At 70.0% G+C, this 20064-nt stretch carries 21 protein-coding genes; 17 read left to right on the forward strand and 4 right to left on the reverse strand.

The features are described 5' to 3' along the window. Positions 1–445 precede the first annotated feature (445 nt). The gene (locus tag ACWFRB_RS22860; RefSeq protein WP_452643533.1) at positions 446–865 is read right to left on the reverse strand and encodes a DUF1801 domain-containing protein; all 420 of its coding nucleotides are present in this window, start codon (positions 863–865) and stop codon (positions 446–448) included. 73 nt (positions 866–938) lie between these two features. Beyond that, positions 939–1283 (reverse strand): DUF1844 domain-containing protein, encoded by a 345-nt coding sequence (locus ACWFRB_RS22865; protein ID WP_077041805.1) that lies wholly within the window; start codon positions 1281–1283, stop codon positions 939–941. Positions 1284–1577: 294 nt separating this feature from the next. Between ACWFRB_RS22865 and infC the strand changes: the two genes are divergently transcribed. The 9 genes from infC to ACWFRB_RS22910 all read left to right on the forward strand — a co-directional run bounded on the left by infC (position 1578) and on the right by ACWFRB_RS22910 (position 9512). Continuing rightward, entirely contained in the window at positions 1578–2282 is a 705-nt protein-coding gene (gene infC, locus ACWFRB_RS22870) for a translation initiation factor IF-3 (RefSeq protein ID WP_097213247.1), read from the forward strand. 53 nt (positions 2283–2335) lie between these two features. Continuing rightward, the gene (rpmI, locus tag ACWFRB_RS22875; RefSeq protein ID WP_027503190.1) at positions 2336–2530 is read left to right on the forward strand and encodes a 50S ribosomal protein L35; all 195 of its coding nucleotides are present in this window, start codon (positions 2336–2338) and stop codon (positions 2528–2530) included. A gap of 66 nt (positions 2531–2596) precedes the next feature. Continuing rightward, complete coding sequence (rplT, locus tag ACWFRB_RS22880; RefSeq protein ID WP_027503191.1) at positions 2597–2986, forward strand: 50S ribosomal protein L20; 390 nt, start codon at positions 2597–2599, stop codon at positions 2984–2986. 23 nt (positions 2987–3009) lie between these two features. After that, positions 3010–3822, forward strand: a complete 813-nt coding sequence (locus ACWFRB_RS22885; protein WP_452643534.1) for a TrmH family RNA methyltransferase — start codon at positions 3010–3012, stop codon at positions 3820–3822. 64 nt (positions 3823–3886) lie between these two features. Continuing rightward, a complete protein-coding gene (pheS, locus tag ACWFRB_RS22890) occupies positions 3887–4957 on the forward strand; it encodes a phenylalanine--tRNA ligase subunit alpha (protein ID WP_452643535.1) in 1071 nt (356 codons plus the stop codon). 64 nt (positions 4958–5021) lie between these two features. Continuing rightward, on the forward strand, positions 5022–7508 hold the full coding sequence (gene pheT / locus ACWFRB_RS22895; RefSeq protein ID WP_452643536.1) for a phenylalanine--tRNA ligase subunit beta: 2487 nt from the start codon (positions 5022–5024) through the stop codon (positions 7506–7508). A 113-nt stretch (positions 7509–7621) separates the two neighbouring features. Then, on the forward strand, positions 7622–8095 hold the full coding sequence (locus ACWFRB_RS22900; RefSeq protein ID WP_452643537.1) for a PspA/IM30 family protein: 474 nt from the start codon (positions 7622–7624) through the stop codon (positions 8093–8095). Between the two features lie 33 nt (positions 8096–8128). After that, complete coding sequence (locus ACWFRB_RS22905) at positions 8129–9226, forward strand: DUF2332 domain-containing protein (protein WP_452643538.1); 1098 nt, start codon at positions 8129–8131, stop codon at positions 9224–9226. Positions 9227–9320: 94 nt separating this feature from the next. Beyond that, complete coding sequence (locus ACWFRB_RS22910) at positions 9321–9512, forward strand: hypothetical protein (protein WP_452643539.1); 192 nt, start codon at positions 9321–9323, stop codon at positions 9510–9512. Between the two features lie 55 nt (positions 9513–9567). On the opposite strand, the gene ACWFRB_RS22915 is transcribed toward ACWFRB_RS22910, so the two are convergent. Further along, positions 9568–11220, reverse strand: coding sequence for an acyl-CoA dehydrogenase family protein (locus ACWFRB_RS22915; RefSeq protein ID WP_452643540.1), 1653 nt, complete (start codon positions 11218–11220; stop codon positions 9568–9570). 29 nt (positions 11221–11249) lie between these two features. Beyond that, a complete protein-coding gene (locus ACWFRB_RS22920; RefSeq protein ID WP_452643541.1) occupies positions 11250–11903 on the reverse strand; it encodes a TetR/AcrR family transcriptional regulator in 654 nt (217 codons plus the stop codon). A 93-nt stretch (positions 11904–11996) separates the two neighbouring features. Here ACWFRB_RS22920 and ACWFRB_RS22925 point away from each other — a divergent pair, with 93 nt between their 5' ends. From ACWFRB_RS22925 to ACWFRB_RS22960, 8 genes are all read left to right on the forward strand, one after another. Next, positions 11997–13529: a class I adenylate-forming enzyme family protein gene (locus ACWFRB_RS22925; protein ID WP_452643542.1), complete on the forward strand. Its 1533-nt coding sequence runs from the start codon at positions 11997–11999 to the stop codon at positions 13527–13529. 95 nt (positions 13530–13624) lie between these two features. Further along, a complete protein-coding gene (locus tag ACWFRB_RS22930) occupies positions 13625–14113 on the forward strand; it encodes a DUF420 domain-containing protein (protein ID WP_452643543.1) in 489 nt (162 codons plus the stop codon). 56 nt (positions 14114–14169) lie between these two features. Further along, a complete protein-coding gene (argC, locus tag ACWFRB_RS22935) occupies positions 14170–15243 on the forward strand; it encodes an N-acetyl-gamma-glutamyl-phosphate reductase (RefSeq protein WP_452643544.1) in 1074 nt (357 codons plus the stop codon). Further along, a complete protein-coding gene (gene argJ / locus ACWFRB_RS22940; protein WP_452643545.1) occupies positions 15240–16478 on the forward strand; it encodes a bifunctional glutamate N-acetyltransferase/amino-acid acetyltransferase ArgJ in 1239 nt (412 codons plus the stop codon). The genes argC and argJ overlap by 4 nt, the downstream gene beginning before the upstream one ends. After that, positions 16475–17386, forward strand: coding sequence for an acetylglutamate kinase (gene argB / locus ACWFRB_RS22945; RefSeq protein ID WP_452643546.1), 912 nt, complete (start codon positions 16475–16477; stop codon positions 17384–17386). Before argJ ends, argB begins: the two co-directional genes overlap by 4 nt. Beyond that, positions 17386–18564: an acetylornithine transaminase gene (locus tag ACWFRB_RS22950; RefSeq protein WP_452643547.1), complete on the forward strand. Its 1179-nt coding sequence runs from the start codon at positions 17386–17388 to the stop codon at positions 18562–18564. Before argB ends, ACWFRB_RS22950 begins: the two co-directional genes overlap by 1 nt. Continuing rightward, positions 18561–19514: an ornithine carbamoyltransferase gene (argF, locus tag ACWFRB_RS22955; RefSeq protein WP_452643548.1), complete on the forward strand. Its 954-nt coding sequence runs from the start codon at positions 18561–18563 to the stop codon at positions 19512–19514. The genes ACWFRB_RS22950 and argF overlap by 4 nt, the downstream gene beginning before the upstream one ends. Further along, entirely contained in the window at positions 19511–20029 is a 519-nt protein-coding gene (locus ACWFRB_RS22960) for an arginine repressor (RefSeq protein WP_452643549.1), read from the forward strand. The genes argF and ACWFRB_RS22960 overlap by 4 nt, the downstream gene beginning before the upstream one ends. Positions 20030–20064: the final 35 nt, after the last annotated feature.

Here is a 20064-nt window from a genome sequence, read left to right on the forward strand (position 1 = left end):
GGTCACGAGGACCCGGCCCGCACTGCTGTCTGTAGTCGACCGTTCGTTAGACCGTGCCGGTCTCGGTGGGAACGGACGAGCCGCCCGCGAGCGCGGAGTTGATGATGTTGGCAATCGATCCGAACAGGGCGTCGATGTCACTGGGGTTGGGCATGTGAGCTCCTTCATTGCGATCTGCGGTGTTCAGTTCTGAGCCGCCGGCGAGCCGGCGACGTCATTGGCTGGAGACGAATCGAGCTGTTGCCCCATCCCCGGATACAGGACGACTGGGGCGGGCAGAGCGAATGTGATCCCCCGATCCGGAATCTTTGTACACGAGCGGGACTGGACGTGCGTACGGAATCTGCCGGCGGACTTCCTCGAAGAATTGTGACGTCCATCACTACGCGCTGCGGGGTTCGTCGGTCGGCGGAACGCTGCTGCTCGGCGCGCTGATCGCGTCCGCTCAGGAGTCGACGGACAGCGCGCGGGCGGCGCGCACCGAGGACTCGATCAGCGCGCGGAGTTCGGACTCGTCGACGTCGGCGAGGCGCTTGACGTAGAGGCAGCCCTTGCCGGTCCTGTGCTTGCCGAGGCGCTGCAGGGCGTCGCGGTGGTCGTCCAGGTTCAGGCTCAGATAGAGGGTGAGGGCGGTCGATCGGGGGGCGAAGCCGATCAGCGCCGTATTGCCGGTGTGTCCGCTGGCATAGCGGTAGGAGCGGTCGCCGAACCCGATGATGCTCGAACCCCACATGGCGGCCGGTTCGCCGGTGGCGGTGCGCATGAGGTCGATCAGGCGTTCGCAGTCTGCCCGCGTCGCATCGTCGGGCAGCGTGCCGAGGAACGCGTCGACGTCGGCACCTGTCGGCTGGGTCTTGTTCGCCACGGAATCCAGTATCGCCGCAAACCCCGGCCGCCATCGCGTGAACGGGTCACTCGACGGCAGCCGGGGGCGGGGATCAGTAGACGGGGCCGGTGTACTTCTCGCCCGGCCCGTTGCCGGGCTCGTCGGGATGGGCGGATGCCTCGCGGAAGGCGCGCTGGAGTGCCTGCAGTCCCTCGCGGATCGGACCCGCATGCGGCCCGAGGTACTCCACCGAGGCGGTGACCAGGCCCGCGAGTGCGGTGATCACCCGGCGGGCCTCGTCCAGGTCGAGATGGTCGCTCTCGTCGGGGTCGGGCGAGGAGAGGCCGAGCTTCTCGGCGGCCGAGCTCATCAGCATCACTGCGGCGCGGCTGATGACCTCCACTGCGGGCACATCGGCCAGCTCGCGGACGTCGCCCGTGTGAGTTTGCTCTGTCATGCCTGCTAGACTTCCATACACGACCGCCCCCGACGACGTTGGGGGCAGCAAGTGGAGTCCGACTCCCACCGTTATCTGGCGCCTCAAACGCGCTGGTCAGCGGTCCGGTCGCCCGCCCTCAGGGCTTGGCCTCGACACGGTGTTCCGTGTGGAGATCATGTCAGGGGACGGGTTCCCTCTCGTGAGGGGATGGTGGCCGCGAGCGATCGCGGCGGGCATCGAACCGGTCGACATCGGGCCTCGCATGGTGAAAATCCAGCGGGGCTCTTTTGTTGGGAGAGAGCGGGCAACGGGCTGCCGGCGGTCAGGACGACCACGCCGCTCAACCTAGGAGGCCCCATCAGCACTGAGACCCGCATCAACGATCGCATCCGCGTACCCGAGGTTCGACTCGTCGGACCTGGCGGTGAGCAGGTCGGGATCGTGCGTGTTGAAGATGCACTCCGCTTGGCCCTCGAGGCCGATCTCGACCTGGTCGAGGTGGCGCCCGACGCCCGTCCGCCGGTGTGCAAGATCATGGACTACGGCAAGTTCAAGTACGAGGCCGCGCAGAAGGCGCGCGAATCGCGCAAGAACCAGACCCTGACCGTGATCAAGGAGCAGAAGCTCCGTCCGAAGATCGACGACCACGATTACGAGACCAAGAAGCGCAACGTCGTTCGCTTCCTCGAGGCCGGGTCCAAGGTCAAGGTCACCATCATGTTCCGCGGTCGCGAGCAGTCCCGCCCCGAGCTGGGCTTCCGGCTGCTGCAGCGCCTCGGTGCCGATGTCGCCGACCTCGGCTTCGTCGAGACCTCGGCGAAGCAGGACGGCCGGAACATGACGATGGTCCTCGCCCCGCACAAGGGCGCGAAGACCCGCGTCAAGGCGCAGGAGAGCGCGCAGGCTCCGGTGCCCCAGGTTCCGAGGCCCGCCTCGGCGCCGCCCGTGCCGGAGGCCCCCGCCGCCGCACCCGAGGCTCCGGCCGAAGGCGCGGCACCCGAGGCGCCGACCAGCTAGCAAGACCGTCTCGACCGAACGCAGTACCGAAGAAACACAGAACTGAGGACTCCATGCCCAAGATGAAGAGCCACAGCGGCACCTCGAAGCGATTCAAGGTGTCCGGCAGCGGCAAGATCCTGCGCCAGAAGGCCGGCCGTCGCCACCTGCTCGAGCACAAGCCCACCAAGGTGACCCGTCGCCTCGATGGCAAGGCCGTCGTCAGCAAGGCTGACACCCCGCGCATCAAGCGCCTGCTCGGCATCTGATCGAGACCAGCACTTTTTGACCAACCAGGGGCGCCCGTCGCGCTCCGAGATTGACAGGATTTCCCAGTGGCACGCGTAAAGAGGGCGGTCAACGCCCAGAAGAAGCGTCGTTCAATTCTTGAGGCCTCCAAGGGCTACCGTGGACAGCGCTCGCGCCTGTACACCAAGGCCAAGGAGCAGCAGCTCCACTCGCTCACCTACGCGTACCGCGACCGCCGCGCGCGCAAGGGTGACTTCCGCAAGCTGTGGATCACGCGTATCAACGCCGCCGCGCGCGCGAACGACATGACCTACAACCGCTTCATCCAGGGCCTGAACGCCGCGGGTGTCGAGGTCGACCGCAAGATCCTCGCCGAGCTGGCCGTCTCCGACGCCGAGGCCTTTGCCGGCCTGGTGGCCATCGCCAAGGCCGCTCTGCCGGCCGACGTGAACGCCCCCGCCGGGGAAGCAGCCTGAGCAAGCTGAACCAGGAGCGACCCGTGGACCCGTTCACCGAGCGGACTCCACGGGTCGTTTCTGCTGTCAAGCTGCTGCGCGGCGCCGAGCGGAAGAAGGCGGGGCGCTTCCTCGCCGAGGGCGCGAACTCGGTGACCGCGGCGCTCGCCACCGGTCGCGTGGAGGAGCTCTTCTTCACCGACGAGGCCGCCGCCAGGTACGGCGAGCTGATCGCAAAGGCCACCGCCGCCGGCGTTCGGGTTTCGCCGATCACCGAGCGGGCCGCCAGGTCGCTGAGCGACACGGTGACCCCGCCGGGGCTCGTCGCGGTCTGCGGACTCCTGGACGTTCCGCTCGGCGACGCGTTGGACGGATCGCCCAGGTTGCTGGCCGTCCCCGTCTCGGTGTCCGAGCCGGGCAACGCCGGCACGGTGATCCGGGTCGCGGACGCGGTCGGAGCCGACGCGGCGATCCTGGCAGGCGACAGCGTCGACCCGCACAACGGCAAGTGCGTGCGCTCCTCGGCGGGCAGCGTCTTCCACCTGCCGATCGCGCGGGAGCGGGACGTGGCCCTTGTGCTCGAGCAGATCACCTCCGCGGGTGTGCAGATCCTGGCGACCGCGGCGGACGGCGAGGTCGACCTCGACGATGCGGACGACTTGCTGGCCCGGCCGACCGCCTGGCTGTTCGGCAACGAGGCGCACGGGCTGGACCCGGCGATCGCCGCGAGGGCCGACCATCGGGTGCGGATTCCCATCCACGGCCGCGCGGAGAGCCTGAACCTGGCGACCGCCGCCGCCATCTGCCTGTACGCGAGCGCGCGGGTGCAGCATCGGCAGGACCGACCGACAACCTAGGATTGTTCTGCCGTGCGCCGGGTGCGCGCGGCGCGACGACCATCGACGAGGAGTTTGACCAGCCGTGGCAAAGAACGAGGCCGAGAGTTCAGGACCGATCGACACCGAGGCGCTGACCGAAGACGCGCTCGGTGCCGCGGCCGAGCAGGCCGAGTCGGCGTTCGGCGCCGCAGGCGATCTCGATGCGTTGGCCAAGGCGAAGATCGACCACCTGGGCGACAAGGCTCCGCTGTCGCTCGTCCGGCGTGCCCTCGGCGCGTTGCCAGGCAAGGAGAAGGCGGACGCGGGCAAGCGGGTCAACGCGGCGCGTACCAGGGCCACCACCGCATTCGATGCCCGTCGTGAGGTGCTCCTGGCCGAGCGCGATGCCGCCGTGCTCGTCGCGGAGGCGATCGACGTGACGCTGCCCGCCCAGCGCCGTCCGGTGGGCGCCCGCCACCCGATCACCATCATCTCCGAGCAGGTCTCCGACGTGTTCGTCGCGATGGGCTGGGAGGTCGCCGAGGGTCCCGAGGTCGAGACCGAGCACTTCAACTTCGACGCGCTCAACTTCCTGCCGGACCATCCAGCCCGCACCATGCAGGACACCTTCCACATCGCGCCCGAGGGCTCGCGACAGGTGCTGCGCACGCACACCTCACCGGTTCAGGTCCGCACCATGCTCTCGCGGGAGGTGCCGATCTACGTGGTGTGCCCGGGGCGCACCTTCCGGACCGACGAGCTGGATGCCACGCACACGCCGGTCTTCTCCCAGCTGGAGGGGCTCGCGATCGACAAGGGCCTGACCATGGCGCACCTGCGCGGCACCCTCGACGCCTTCGCCCGGGCGCTGTTCGGCCCGGACACCAGGACCCGGATGCGACCCAACTACTTCCCGTTCACCGAGCCGTCCGCCGAGGTGGATGTGTGGTTCCCCGGCAAGAAGGGCGGCGCCGGCTGGGTCGAGTGGGGTGGCTGCGGCATGGTCAACCCGAAGGTGTTGCGGGCCAGCGGAATCGACCCCGACGAGTATTCCGGATTTGCGTTCGGCATGGGCCTGGAGCGAACCCTGCAGTTCCGCAACGGCATCCCGGACATGCGCGACATCGTCGAGGGCGACGTGCGATTCACGCAGCCCTTCGGTGTCAGGGCCTGACAGGCGTGGAGCCTGCGGAATGCCCAGACCATAGAGACCTCGAGAACGAGAGAGCTGAGTAGACGTGCGAGTAGCGCAATCGTGGCTGACCGAGATCCTGCAGCGGGCGACCCCCGACTGGGAGGTGACGGCCGAGGAGTTGGACGCCGGTTTCGTGCGCGTCGGCCTCGAGGTCGAGGAGGTCGACGTCCTGCACCGGGTGCCGGGGCCGCTGGTGGTGGGTCGGGTCGTCTCGATCACCGAGCTCACCGAGTTCAAGAAGCCGATCCGGATGTGCCAGGTCGACGTCGGCGAGTCGGAGCCGCGCGGAATCGTCTGCGGTGCAAGGAACTTCGCCGAGGGTGACCTGATCGTCGCGGCACTGCCCGGCGCGGTGCTGCCCGGTGACTTCAAGATCGCCGCGCGCAAGACCTACGGCCAGGTGTCCGACGGGATGATCTGCTCGGTCGCCGAACTCGGGATCGGCAAGGACCATTCGGGCATCCTTGTGCTCGAGCCGGGTACGGCCGAGCCCGGTGCCGACGCCAACGACCTGCTCGGACTCGGCGACACGATCATCGAGCTGAACATCACCCCCGACCGCGGGTACTGCTTCTCGGTTCGCGGACTGACCAGGGAGCTGGCCTGTGGGTTCGACCTCGAGTTCGCCGATCCCGCTGTGCTGCCCACGCACGGGTCGGACGGGGAGGCGTGGCCGCTGACCGTGCTGCCCGAGTCCGGGTCGCCGCGCTTCGCACTGCGTCGCGTCACCGGGATCGACCCCGCCGCGGTCTCCCCGTGGTGGTTGCAGCGCAGGCTGCTGCTCTCCGGGGTGCGTCCGATCTCCCCGGCTGTCGACGTCACCAACTACGTGCTGCTCGAGCTGGGACAGCCGCTGCACGCCTTCGACGCGAACAAGCTGACCGGTGGACTCGTCGTGCGCCGGGCCGCCGCTGACGAGAAGCTGACCACCCTCGACGGGGTGGAGCGGACCCTCGACGCCGAGGACGTGGTGATCGCCGACGACACGGGCGCGGTCTCCCTCGCGGGTGTGATGGGCGGTGCCAGCACCGAGGTCGGCGCCGGGACCACCGAGGTGCTGCTCGAGGCCGCGATCTGGAACCCGCTCGCAGTGTTCCGGACATCCCGCAGGCACAAGTTGATCAGCGAGGCCAGCAAGCGTTACGAGCGCGTGGTGGACCAGGCCCTGCCGACTGCCGCGCTCGACCGTGCGGCCGCGCTCCTGGTGGAGATCGCGGGCGGCCGGATCGAACCGGTGCTGACCGATGTCGGCGGCGTCGACGAGCCCGCTCCGATCCGCATGGACATCGACCTGCCCGACCGGGTCGCTGGCGTGACGTACCCGAACGGCACCGCGGCCAGGCGGCTGACCCAGGTCGGCTGCGCCGTGGACGTGGGGGTCAGCGAGTCCGGCCACGGCCAGCTCGTGGTCACCCCGCCCACCTGGCGGCCGGACCTGGAGCAGCCCGCGGACCTGGTGGAGGAGGTGCTGCGCCTCGAGGGCCTCGAGCAGATCCCGTCCGTGCTGCCCGCCGCGCCCGCCGGTCGTGGCCTCACCCCGCAGCAGCGTCGCCGTCGCGCCGTCGGTCGGGCGCTCGCGTTCGACGGGTACGTCGAGGTGCTGCCGACGGTGTTCCTGCCCACCGGGGTGTTCGAGACCTGGGGCCTCGACGCCGACGATCCGCGCCGCAACACCTCGAAGGTGCTCAACCCGCTCGAGTCCGACCGTCCCGAGCTGGCGAGCACCCTGCTGCCGGGTCTGTTGGAGATCCTGTCCCGCAACACTTCTCGTGGACAGCGCGACCTCGCGTTGTTCGGCATCGCGCAGGTCGTCCTTCCGGGACCCGACACCAAGCCGGTGCAGGCACTGCCGGTGGACCGTCGCCCGACCGACGACCAGATCGCGGATCTGCTGAAGTCGCTGCCCGCGCAGCCGACCCACGTCGCCGCGGTGCTGACCGGGCTCAGGGAGCCGAGCGGGCCGTGGGGCTCGGGCCGCGCAGTGGAGGCCTCCGATGCCTTCGCGGCAGCGGAGACGATCGCCGAGGCGGCGGGCGTGTCCCTCGAGCGCAGGGCGGCTCAGTACCTGCCATGGCACCCCGGCCGCGGCGCCGAACTGCTGGTCGACGGAATCGTCGTCGGGCACGCGGGTGAGCTGCACCCGGCCGTGCTCGAGCGCAGCGGGTTGCCGCCGCGTACCTGTGCGGTGGAGATCGACCTGACCGCGCTGCCGATCACCGAATCGCTTCCTGCGCCTCGGGTCTCGCCGTTCCCGGCGGTTCTCCAGGATGTCGCGGTCGTGGTCGAGGCGAGCGTGCCCGCCGCCACCGTCGAGTCGGCGCTGCGCTCCGGCGCGGGCGAGCTGCTCGAGGAGATTCGCCTGTTCGACGTGTTCGAGGGTGCGCAGGTCGGTGAGGGTCGCAAGTCCCTGGCCTTCGCGCTGCGGTTCCGCGCCGCGGATCGGACGCTCACCGAGGATGAGGCCTCCGCGGCACGGGACGCGGCGGTCGCCGCGGCATCCGCCGCGGTGGGTGCGCAGCTTCGGGCCTGACCCCATCCGTCGAGAGTGCACATACCGGGCCATCGGCCGAGAAGGCTGGCCGGCAGGTGCACTCTCGACGCGGGCTGCCGTAGCCTTGCGGCAAGTCGACGGAATGAGGTGTCATGACCGATTCCCAGAGCGTTGCCGATGGGCTGAGCCGGCTCACCGACCAGGAACTGGTGCTGGCGATCGCCGCCGCGACCGCGGGCCGACCGGCGCTCGCGTCGATCGCGGCCGCCGCGAACGCGATCGGCGGCGACGTCCCGGCCTCGCCGGATGTGCCGATCCCGGCGGAAGTGCCCTTCCCGGCCGGCGTGCCGATCCCGCCTGACCCGACGGTGGTGGCCGGCGTCCCGGCGCCGACGACGGGACCCGGGTTGCCGACCGCGATTCCCGCGCCCGACTACACAGATTCCGGTGTGCCGACGTTCGACTCGGTACGCGAGAAGATCGAGACCCGTGCCGGGACCGCGGCGGGCGCCACCGAGCTCGACGCCGAGTCGCAGGCGGGGCGCACCGTCGCGGAGCAGTGGGAAGAGCGGCAGAAGGCGGCGAAGAGCAAGCTGGACGAGATCCGAAAGGCCATGGACTCCTAGGTTTGTCGTGTCGACTGGCTAGAATCGCCTTCGATGCCGAGTCCGACCGTACGACGCGCCGTACCAGCAGGTGGGGCCCGCTCTCTCGCCCAGGTGTATCGACGCTTCGGCGAGGTCGACGCCGCAGGAACATCGCTGCTGTACGAACGCGTCGCCGTCGCGCTGAGTGAGTCCGACGAGGCTCTGCGCGCCATCGAGACGGCGCCGGCGCGCAAGCGGCGCCCCACGGTGATCCTCGCCGCGCTGCACGACCTCGCCCTTGCCGGCCGCGCCCCCGCGCTCGCCGCGGCCTATGCCGCCGCGGACGGCGACGCGGCCGCGGCCGCTGCGATCGACACGCTGTTGCGAATGACCGACTCGGTCGTGGCGATCGCCGTGCGCCGTAAGGCGCGGACCGACGAGACCGGACACGGCGGCGTGCTGTATCCGGCCATTGCCGAGGCGGCGCACCGGGTTGGCGCGAACGCGGTCGGGCTGGTCGACGTGGGCTGTTCGGCCGGGCTCAACCTCACCGTCGATCGCGTCGGCATCACGTACGGCGACGGACAATCGCTTGGCGACCCGTCGTCTCCCGTGCAGTTGTCGCCTTCGATCGTGGGAGATCGGCCCGTCCCGCCGCGGGCGATGCCCGAGGTCGCCGCCAGGGTCGGCGTCGACCTCGATCCGGTCGACGTGACCGACGCGGACGAGGCCCGATGGTTGCGCGCCTGCCTGTGGCCGGATCAGCCGGAGCGGGTCGCGAGGCTCGACGCGGAGATGGCGTTGGTGGCGACGGCCCTTCCGCTGCTGTTGCAGGGGGATGCCGTCGAGGTGTTGCCCGACGCCATCGCCCGCGTGCCCGGGGACGCGCTACCTGTCGTCACCACGACGTGGGCGCTCTCGAGCTTCCCGCTCGAGCGTCGCCTGCGCTTCCTGCACCGCCTCGACGAGGCGGCGGCGGGACGGCCGGTGGCTTGGGTGTCAGCGGAGGGGGTCGGAGTCGCGCCTGCGATACCGACACTCGGCGATCGCCGCGCCTCCGGCCACAGCATCATCGGCCTGGCGGTGTTCGACGGGTCGGTGCGCAGGGCCGAGGCCATCGGTCGCTGCTGGTCGAAGGGCCGCATGCTGGCGTGGCTGGCAGACTCCTAGCGTCCTGCGGATTCGAGGCGTTCCCGGGGTCCCTCGGCGTACGGTGTAGCCATCCCACTGTGCAACTGCATAACCAAGACGTGGAGGTAGCGCCATGGCCTGGTCGGAAATCGGGGTCGTGTTCGGATACGCGGTCGTCTGCATCACCATCGCGGTCGTCCTGACCGGGGTCACGATGCTCTTCATCGTGTCGATCTGGGAGAACTTCGGGCAGCGCAAGCCGCGCGGTTTCCCCGACGAGCCAGGCGATGGCAGGAGCCGATCGGCGGCACTGCGCCTGGAGTGAGCGCGAACGGCCGGCCCGGCGGACCTGGGTCCTCACCGAGCCGGCCGTCCTCGGGCTAGTGCCGGTCCAGGATCGTCCCGAAGTCGGTGCCAACGGGGAGCGTGCCGTATTCGAGGTCGCGCTCGGGTCCGAGCCGTGCCGCCAGGAAGGCCTCGGCGACCGCGGACGGCGCGGTGCGCAGGAGGAGTGCGCCCTGCAGCCCCATGGCCATCGCGGCGGCAATGGGACGCGCGCGCAGCTGAGCCTGCGCGGGGTCGAGGGTCGCGAGCTCGGCCAGCGCGCCGCGAATCCGGGCGAGGTGGTCGTCGAACAACCGCGAAGCCCCTGACGCCAGCGCGAGCTCCGCGTCGAAGGCGGCGACGGATTCGGGTTCACGCGTCATGGCGCGCAGCACGTCGAGGGCGATCACGTTGCCGGACCCCTCCCACACCGCCATCACCGGCTGTTCGCGGTACCGGCGCGCAAGCGGGAACGCCTCGGTGTAGCCGTTGCCGCCGAGGCATTCGAGCGCCTCGTAGGCGTGATGCGGCCCGCGCTTGCAGATCCAGTACTTGCTGACCGCGGTGGCGAGCCGGCGAAACGCCTTCTCGGTGTCGTCGGCGTCCTCGTCGTGGGCACGGGCCAGGCGCAGCGCGGTCGCGGTTGCGGCCTCGGATTCGAGCGCGAGGTCCGCGGCGACGGCCGTCATCGCGGGCTGGTCGATCAGCGTCGCGCCGAACGCGGCCCGGTGGCGGACGTGCCACAGTGCCTCCGCGACCGACTGGCGCATGCCCGCCGCCGAGCCGTACACGCAGTCGAGGCGGGTGCGCGAGACCATCTCGATGATGGTGCGGACGCCGCGGCCCGGTTCGCCGACCAGATGTCCGATCGTGCCGTCGAGCTCGATCTCCGACGAGGCGTTGGACTTGTTTCCGAGCTTGTCCTTGAGGCGCTGGATGCGGAAGACGTTGCGGGTGCCGTCCTTGAGCACCCGGGGGACCAGGAAGCAGGACATGCCCTCCTCCGTATACGCAAGGATCAGGAAACCGTCCGACATCGGCGCCGAGCAGAACCACTTGTGGCCGGTCAGCGACCAGCTGCCGTCGGAGTTCGGCACGGCGCGGGTGGTGTTGGCGCGGACGTCGGATCCGCCCTGCTTCTCGGTCATCGCCATGCCGAACAGCACGCCGGGCTTGCTGCCGGGCGCGGCGAGGCCGCCGTCGTAACCGCGGGCGTAGAGGCGGGGCAGCCACAGCTCGGCCAGTTCGGGGGAGAAGTCCAGGGCGGGCACGACCGAATGGGTCATGGATACCGGGCAGGAGTGGCCGGGCTCGACCTGGGCGAACATCATGAAGGTGGCCGCGCGGGCGACGTTGGCGCCGGGCTTCGGGTCGGCCCACGCCGAGGTGTGGGCGCCGTGCTGGATGGCAGCGCCGATGATTCGGTGGTAGCTCGGGTGGTACTCGACCTCGTCGATCCGATGGCCGTACTTGTCGTGCGTGTGCAGGGTCGGGAGCACGGTGTTGGCCAGCTCCGCGTCGTGCTGGAACTCCGCAGTGCCGACCAGCGTGCCGACCTCGGTGAGTTCGCGCTGCGCCCACTCGGCGTCGTACCGGCGCACGCCCTCCACGAGCGGGACGTTCGAGGTGTACTCGTTGACCTCCACCCGCGGGGGCGCCTGGTTGAAGACCTCGTGGGTGCGGTGCGGCGAGGCGACTGTGTTCGTCATGTTGGTTCCTTCTTGATCATCGGTTGCGGTCAGGCGGCGAAACCGACCGCGCGCAGGCACAGTTGGAGGATGGCGTCGACGATGTCGTCGTCGGAGAAGGTCTCGGGCAGCTCCACGGGAACGGGGGAGAGTCGGCCGGTGAGGGACTCGCTGATCGCGCCGATCAGCGCGGCCGCGGCGATCCCGACGTGCTGGTCGGGCAGTTCGCCCTCCTCGATGCCGTCGCGCAGGATCGCGGTGGTCAGCTCGACGTAGGAGCCGCGGTAGATGAGCCGCTCCTCGTCGACCCGGGGATCGACCGGCTCGAACAGCAGCGACCAGGCCATCTGGCGGCCCCGGATGGCGCGGCGGGCGAACGTCTCGACGAGAGCGCGCAGCCGGTCCGCAGCGCCCGAGTGTTCGGCGACGGCAATCCGCACTTCGTTCAGTTCCTGGTCGGCGCCGCGGCGGAACACCGCGGCCAGCAGGTCGGCCCTGCCGTCGAAGTACGAGTACACCGAGCCGACGCTCACGCCGCAGTTCTCCGCGATGGCCTTGACCGAGGCCGCGGAGAATCCACCCGCCGCGACCAGTTTCCCGGCCTCCGCGAGCAGGACCTCCCTGCGCTCGGCCTGGGCCGCGCGGGTCTTCTCCGTCGCTCGGTAGGCCATCTCGTCTGCGCCTTTCGTAAAACTATGAATCATGATTCAATCCTTGTCGATCCCGACTGTAGAACGAATCGCCGTAGACGGCAATCCGGCCGCGACGACAAGCCGGGCGCCACCCGAGGAGGACCCATGGACCTGACGACGATGCTGGAAAGCACCTGCCGGAAGTTCCCGGACAAGGAGGCGGTGGTCTGTGGGGCCGAGCGCCTCAGCTATCGCGAACTCGTCGCCGCGTCGAAGCGGGCGGCCGAGGTGCTGCGCGGCCGGGGCGTCCGGCGCGGCGACCGGGTCGCGGTGATGACCTACAACACCCCCGGATTCGTGATCGCGGCCTTCGGGGCGTGGCGCGCGGGCGCGGTGCTGGTGCCGGTCAACCACAAGCTGGCACCCCCCGAGGTCGAGTACACGCTCACGCATTGCGGCGCGAAGGTGGGTGTGGTCTCGGCTGGTCTCCGAGCGAACGCGGAAGCCGGTGCGCCGCAGGTGGACTGGCTGCTGACCGAGCTGGGTGGCGACGCCGAGGGCCGGGCCGATCGGGACTTCGACGCGCTCGTGGACGTCGCCGACGAGTGGGACGGCGTCGACGTCGAGGAGACCGAGATCGCCCAGGTGCTCTACACGTCGGGGACCACCAGTGCCCCCAAGGGCTGTCTGCACACGCATCGCTCGATCACGACCGTCGCGCCGTACATCGCGACCACCCTCGGCCTCGACCGCGACGAACGGGTGCTGATCGCGATGCCGATCTGGCACGCGGCCCCACTCAACGTCTGGTTCGTCCCGACGATGTTCCTCGGTGGCACTGTGGTGTTGATGCGCGAGTACGCGCCGCTGCCCTTCCTCGAGATCATCGGCGCCGAGAAGATCACCGCGTTCTTCGGCGCTCCGATCGCGTACCTGGCTCCGCTGCAGGTCGCCCGCGCTGCAGGTATCGACATGTCCGCCTACGACTTCTCGACCATGCGGCGATGGACCTACGGCGGTGCGCCGATCGGTGCCGAGGTGGCGCGCCAGCTGCAGCAGGCGTATCGGTCCGAGGGCTTCTACCAGGTGTACGGGATGAGCGAGATGGGCCCGACCGGCACCGCGCTCTACCCGCACGAGCAGATCGCGAAGGCAGGGTCGATCGGGCGCGGCGGCATGCCGGGCGTCGATCTGCGGGTGGTCCGCCCGGACGGCGTCGACGCGGGGCCGGGGGAGACGGGCGAGATCTGGCTCGCGAGCGACACCCGCATGGTCGGCTATCTCGACAACGACGAGGCCACAGCCGAGGTGTTCGAGGGCCGCTGGTACCGCTCCGGCGACGTGGCGCGGGTCGACGAGGACGGCTACCTGTACATCGTCGACCGTACGAAGGACGTCATCATCACCGGCGGTGAGAACGTCTACTCGCAGGAGGTGGAGGAGGCGATCCGTCCGCGCGCGGACATCGTCGACGTCGCGGTGATCGGGCGGCCGCACCCGCAGTGGGGCGAGACGGTGGTCGCGGTGGTGGCGACCGTCGGTGGCGCGGCGCTCGAGCTGGACGAGTTGCGGGACTACCTGGCCGACAAGCTGGCCCGCTACAAGATCCCGCGGGAGCTGGTCGTTGTCGACGAACTGCCGCGAAACCCGTCCGGCAAGCTCACCAAGCACGTGATCCGGGAGGCGGTGCTGTCCTGACCGGCGCGGGGCCCGCGGATCCGGCCTGATACCGTCCGAACCGCATCTTCCCGACACAGTGTCGGGAAGACTGGGACAAGGGTGTGGTTTCGGCGATGAACGACTTCAGTGGGATCGACGGCTTCCTCGGCACGAGGGCCTCCTCGGCCATGGACATGATGGTGCTGTTGATGGCGCTGGTGGTGGCGGTCCTCGGTTGGAGCGTCTATCAGGTCAGGGTCGGCAGGCGGTTCCGGCTGCACAGGTCGGTACAGCTCGGGCTCGGTGTCGCGCTGCTGGTGGCGGTCGTCCTCTTCGAGTTGGACGTGCGCTTCAACGGATGGGAAGAGCGGTCGGCGGGCGTGGTGGGCGGCTCGGCGTCGAGCCTGGTGTGGTCGGTGCTGTCGGTTCACCTGGTCTTCGCGGTCTTCTCGGTCCTGCTGTGGCCGGTGGTGATCGTTCGGGCGATGCGGAACTTCGGTAGCTCGCCGCATCCGGGGGCCCACAGCGCGTGGCACCGGCGATGGGCTCGGATCGCGGCGATCGGCATGACCTTGACCGCGGTGTCCTGTTGGGCCTTCTACTGGGTTGCCTTCGTCGTCTGACGGCCGCCCGCGCCCTGGCTATGAATGGGCTTGCATGATGATGCATAATCAATCGTATGGTCACTTCTGCAGCTTCCTCAGGCCCGGCGTCCACGCCGATCCGGGTCGCCATCGCCGGTGCGAGCGGCTACGCGGGCGGTGAGGTCCTCCGACTGCTGTTGGGTCACCCCGCCTATCGCGACGGCTCGCTGACCATCGGCGCGCTCACCGCGGGAAGCAACGCAGGCAGCACGCTCGGCGAGCATCATCCGCATCTGCTGCCGCTGGCCGATCGTGTCCTCGAGCCGACGACCGTCGAGCAGCTCGCCGGCCACGACGTGGTGTTCCTCGGTCTGCCGCACGGCAATTCGGCCGAGATCGCCAAGCAGTTGCCGGAGAGCACCGTCATCATCGACTGCGGCGCCGATTTCCGGCTGGCGAGCGCGGCGGACTGGGAGAAGTACTACAAGAGCGAGCACGCCGGGACCTGGCCGTACGGCCTGCCGGAGCTGCCGGGCCACCGGGAGAAGCTCGTCGGCGCGACCAGGATCGCGGTCCCCGGTTGCTACCCGACCGCGGCCAGCCTGGCCCTCGCCCCCGCGGTCGCGGCCGGGATCGTCGAGCCGCGGGTGACCGTGGTCGCGGTCAGTGGCACCTCCGGTGCGGGCCGCGCACCCAAGGCCGACCTGCTCGGCTCGGAGGTGATGGGTTCGGCCCGTGCGTACGGGGTCGGCGGCGTGCACCGGCACACCCCCGAGATCATCCAGAACCTCTCGCCCCTCGCGGGCACCGACGTCACCGTGTCCTTCACCCCGGTACTGGCGCCGATGCCCCGCGGCATCCTGGCCACCTGCACCGCGCCGACCACCGTCACCGAGGCGCAGGCCCGCGAGGTGTACGAAAAGGCCTACGCCGATGAGCCTTTCGTGCACGTGCTGCCCGAGCACGTCTTCCCGCAGACCGGCGCGGTGATCGGGTCCAATGCCGCCCAGATCGGCGTCACGGTCGACGCCGACGCCGGCCTTCTCGTCGTCATCGCCGCCATCGACAACCTCACCAAGGGGACCGCAGGCGGCGCCGTGCAATCAATGAACCTTGCCCTTGGCCTGCCCGAGACCGATGGTCTCTCGACAGTGGGAGTAGCCCCGTGAACACCACCCCCGTCATCCCCGACTCGGTCGCCGTCGCGGGCGGCAAGCTCGTGCGCACCCAGGGCGTCACCGCGCCCGCCGGGTTCCGAGGCGCAGGCATCGCCGCGGGCATCAAGGTCAGCGGACGCCAGGACCTGGCCCTGGTCTTCAACGAGGGCCCGGACACCGCCGCGGCAGGCGTGTTCACCACCAACAAGGTCAAGGCCGCGCCGGTGCTGTGGTCGCAGCAGGTGCTGACCGGTGGCAGGCTCCGCGCGGTCGTGCTGAACTCCGGAGGGGCCAACGCCTGCACCGGCGCGCCCGGATTCCAGGACACCCACCAGACCGCCGAGCACGTCGCCGCGACGCTGAGCGACTGGGGCACCGAGACCGGCGCAGGCGAGGTCGCGGTGTGCTCGACCGGACTGATCGGTGACCGGCTGCCGATGGACAAGCTCCTCGCGGGCGTCACCGAGATCGTGCACGAACTGGCGGGCGGGATCTCCGGCGGCACTGACGCCGCCTACGCGATCATGACCACCGACACCGTGCCGAAGCAGGCGGCGCTGCACCACACGAACAAGTGGAACGTGGGCGGAATGGCCAAGGGTGCGGGCATGCTCGCCCCCGCGCTGGCCACCATGCTCTGCGTCGTCACCACCGACGCGATCGCCACCGCCGAGCAGCTCGACGAGGCGCTCCGCAACGCGACCCGGCTGTCCTTCGACCGGCTGGACGTGGACGGCGCGACCTCCACCAACGACACCGTGCTGCTCCTCGCCTCGGGTGCGAGTTCCGTTGCGCCCAGCCAGGAAGAGCTCAACGCCGCAGTGCTCGCGGTCTGCGACGACCTGGCCGACCAGCTGATGGCCGACGCGGAGGGCGTGACCAAGCGGGTCACCGTCACGGTGTCCGGCGCGGCCTCCGAGCAGGACGCGCTCGTCGCCGCGCGGACCGTCGCCCGCGACAGCCTGGTCAAGACCGCGCTGTTCGGCTCCGACCCGAACTGGGGTCGCGTCCTCGCAGCCGTCGGTATCGCCCCGATCGAGCTCGACCCGAACCGGATCTCGGTGTCCTTCAACGGAAACCCGGTCTGCATCGACGGGGTCGGCGCGCCGGGCGCAAGGGAGGTCGACCTCTCGGGCATCGACATCGCGCTGCGGATCGAGCTCGGCGTCGGTGACGCGGAGGTCTCCATCCGCACAACCGACCTCTCGCACGCGTACGTGGAAGAGAATTCGGCGTACTCGTCATGACCGGGCACATCGACGGCATCGAGCACATCACCGCCGGCGAGAAGGCGCACGTCCTCGCGGAGGCGCTGCCCTGGCTGGAGCGGTTCCACGGCAAGATCGTGGTGGTCAAGTACGGCGGCAACGCGATGGTCGACGACGACCTCAAGCGGGCCTTCGCCGCGGACATGGCCTTCCTGCGCACCGTCGGTATCCATCCGGTCGTGGTGCACGGCGGCGGCCCGCAGATCAACGCCATGCTGGCGCGTCTCGGCATGGAGGGCGAGTTCCGCGGGGGCTTCCGGGTCACAACCCCCGAGGTGATGGACGTGGTCCGGATGGTGCTGTTCGGCCAGGTGGGGCGCGAGCTCGTCGGCCTGATCAACAGCCACGGTCCGTACGCGGTCGGGATCTCGGGCGAGGACGCGCACCTGTTCACCGCGACAAGGCGCACGGTCCAGGTCGACGGGGTGGCCACCGACATCGGTCTCGTCGGCGACGTCACCACGGTCAACCCGGACGCGGTGCTCGACCTGATCGAGGCAGGCCGGATCCCGGTGGTCTCCACGATCGCTCCCGACGCGGACGGGGTCGTGCACAACATCAATGCCGACACCGCGGCCGCGGCGCTGGCCGAGGCGATCGGCGCGGAGAAGCTGGTGATGCTCACCGACGTCGAGGGCCTCTACACCGACTGGCCCGACCGGTCCTCCCTCGCCAGCGAGATCGACTCGGCCGCACTCGAACTGCTGTTGCCGACGCTCGACGCGGGGATGGTCCCCAAGATGGAGGCCTGCCTGCGGGCGGTGCGCGGCGGAGTCTCGTCCGCGCACGTGATCGACGGCCGGGTGGCGCACTCCGTGCTCCTGGAACTGCTCACCGGCGAGGGCATCGGCACCATGGTCACCCACACGAATCAGGAAGGACAGTGATGACCGAACCTCTGCAGCAGCGCTGGTCGAACGCGCTGATGGACACCTACGGGGTCCCGCGGCTGGCCCTGGTCCGTGGCGAGGGCGCGGTGGTCACCGACGCGGACGGCAAGCAGTATCTCGACCTGCTGGCAGGGATCGCCGTCAACATCCTCGGACACGCGCACCCCGCCGTCGTCGAGGCCGTCACCGCGCAGCTCTCCACCCTCGGCCACACCTCCAACCTGTACGCCACCGAGCCGGGCATCGCCCTCGCCGAGCAGCTGCTCGCGCACCTCGGCGCACCGGGCCGGGTGTTCCTGTGCAACTCGGGCACCGAGGCCAACGAGGCCGCGTTCAAGATTGCCCGGCTGACCGGACGCCGCAAGATCATCGCCGCGGAGCGGGCTTTCCACGGCCGCACGATGGGTGCGCTGGCGCTGACCGGCCAGCCTGAGAAGCGGGCGCCGTTCGAACCGATGCCGGCAGGCGTCGAGCACATCCCGTACGGCGACATCGCCGCACTCGACGCCGCTGTCGACGAGGACACCGCCGCGGTGTTCCTGGAGCCGATGATGGGCGAGGGTGGTGTGGTCGTGCCGCCCGAGGGATACCTGGTGGAGGCCCGCCGGATCACCGCCGAACGCGGTGCGTTGCTGGTGCTCGACGAGGTGCAGACCGGGATCGGGCGCACCGGCTGGTTCTACGCCCACCAGGCGGTCGGGATCGTGCCGGACGTGATGACCCTCGCGAAGGGTCTCGGCGGCGGCCTGCCGATCGGTGCCTGCATTGCCACGGGGGCGGCCGCGGAGCTGCTCAGTCCGGGCAAGCACGGCACCACGTTCGGCGGCAATCCGGTCAGTGCGGCCGCCGCGCTCGCCGTGCTGCGGACCGTCGCGGACCAGGACCTGGTCGGCCACGCCGACGCACTCGGCAAGCACCTGATCCACGGCATCGAGGGCATCGGGCATCCGCTGGTGGACCACGTGCGGGGCTCGGGGCTGCTGCTTGGCGTCGTGCTCACCGCCGACGTCGCGCCCGCCGTCGAGAACGCGGCGCGAGAGGCGGGCTTCCTGATCAACGCCGCCCAGCCGGGCGTCGTCCGGCTGGCCCCGCCGCTGATCCTCACCGAGGAGCAGGCGAACGGATTCGTCGCGGCACTGCCCGCGATCCTCGACGTGGCGGAGGAACAGAAATGAGCACGACCATGAAGCACTTCTTGCGGGACGACGACCTGACGCCTGCCCAGCAGGCGGAGGTCCTCGCGCTCGCCGCGGAGCTGAAGCGGTCCCCGTTCGCGAAGCGGACGCTGGAGGGCCCGCGGGGCGTCGGTGTCATCTTCGAGAAGAACTCCACCCGGACGCGCTTCTCCTTCGAGATGGGCATCGCCCAGCTCGGCGGGCACGCGGTCGTCGTCGACGGCCGCAGCACCCAGCTCGGTCGGGAGGAGACGCTGCAGGACACCGGTCGGGTGCTCTCGAGGTACGTCGATGCGGTGGTCTGGCGCACGTTCGGGCAGAAGCGGCTCGAGCAGATGGCGGCGGGGGCGACGGTGCCGATCGTGAACGCACTGTCCGACGAGTTCCATCCGTGCCAGGTGCTGGCGGACCTCCAGACGCTCGCCGAGCGCAAGGGTGAGCTCAAGGGCCTCAAGCTGACCTACCTCGGCGACGGCGCCAACAACATGGCGCACTCGCTGCTGCTCGGCGGTGTGACGGCGGGCATCGACGTCACGATCGCGGCGCCTGCCGGCTTCGCGCCGCTCGGCTACATCGTCGAGGCGGCCCGGGCCCGCGCCGAGCAGACCGGCGCGACGATCACGCTGACCGATGACCCGGTCGAGGGCGCCAAGGGCGCCGACGCACTGGTCACCGACACGTGGACGTCGATGGGTCAGGAGAACGACGGCCTCGACCGGGTCGGGCCGTTCCGTCCGTTCCAGATCAACGCCGCGCTGCTGGCGCATGCGGCCGAGGACGCGACGGTGCTGCACTGCCTGCCCGCGCACCGCGGCGAGGAGATCACCGACGAGGTGATCGACGGTCCGCAGAGCGCGGTCTGGGACGAGGCGGAGAACCGGTTGCACGCGCAGAAGGCGCTGCTGGTGTGGCTGCTCGAGCAGCAGGGCGGACCGGGGAGCAGGCCGTGACCACCGCCAAGCCGTTGGCGGTCGCGTCGGCGAAGGTCGCCGTCGCGCCGACCCGCGCGGGCAGGCAGGCCCGGATCACCGCCCTGCTGTCGGTGCACGAGGTGCGCAGCCAGCCGGAGCTCTCGGCGCTGCTCGCGGCCGAGGGCATCGAGGTCTCCAACGCCACGCTGTCGCGCGACCTCGAGGAGCTCGGGGCCGTGAAGCTGCGGGCGGCGGACGGGGGCGCGGGTGTCTACGTTGTGCCCGAGGACGGCAGCCCGGTCCGCGGGGTGTCTGGCGGCACCGACCGGCTCTCGCGGCTGCTCGGCGAGCTGCTGGTGTCCACCGATGCCAGCGGAAACCTTGCGGTCCTGCGGACGCCGCCTGGTGCCGCGCACTACCTCGCGAGCGCCCTCGACCGGGCTTCGCTGCCCGAGGTTGTCGGAACCATTGCCGGGGATGACACCATTCTTGTGATCGCCCGCGAACCACTCACCGGCGCACAGCTGGCGGAGATGATCGAGAAACTCGCCTGACGGTTTCGAATCCGTCGGCTGACAACTGAAGATCT

The sequence above is a fragment of the Rhodococcus sp. NPDC055112 genome (assembly GCF_053607505.1).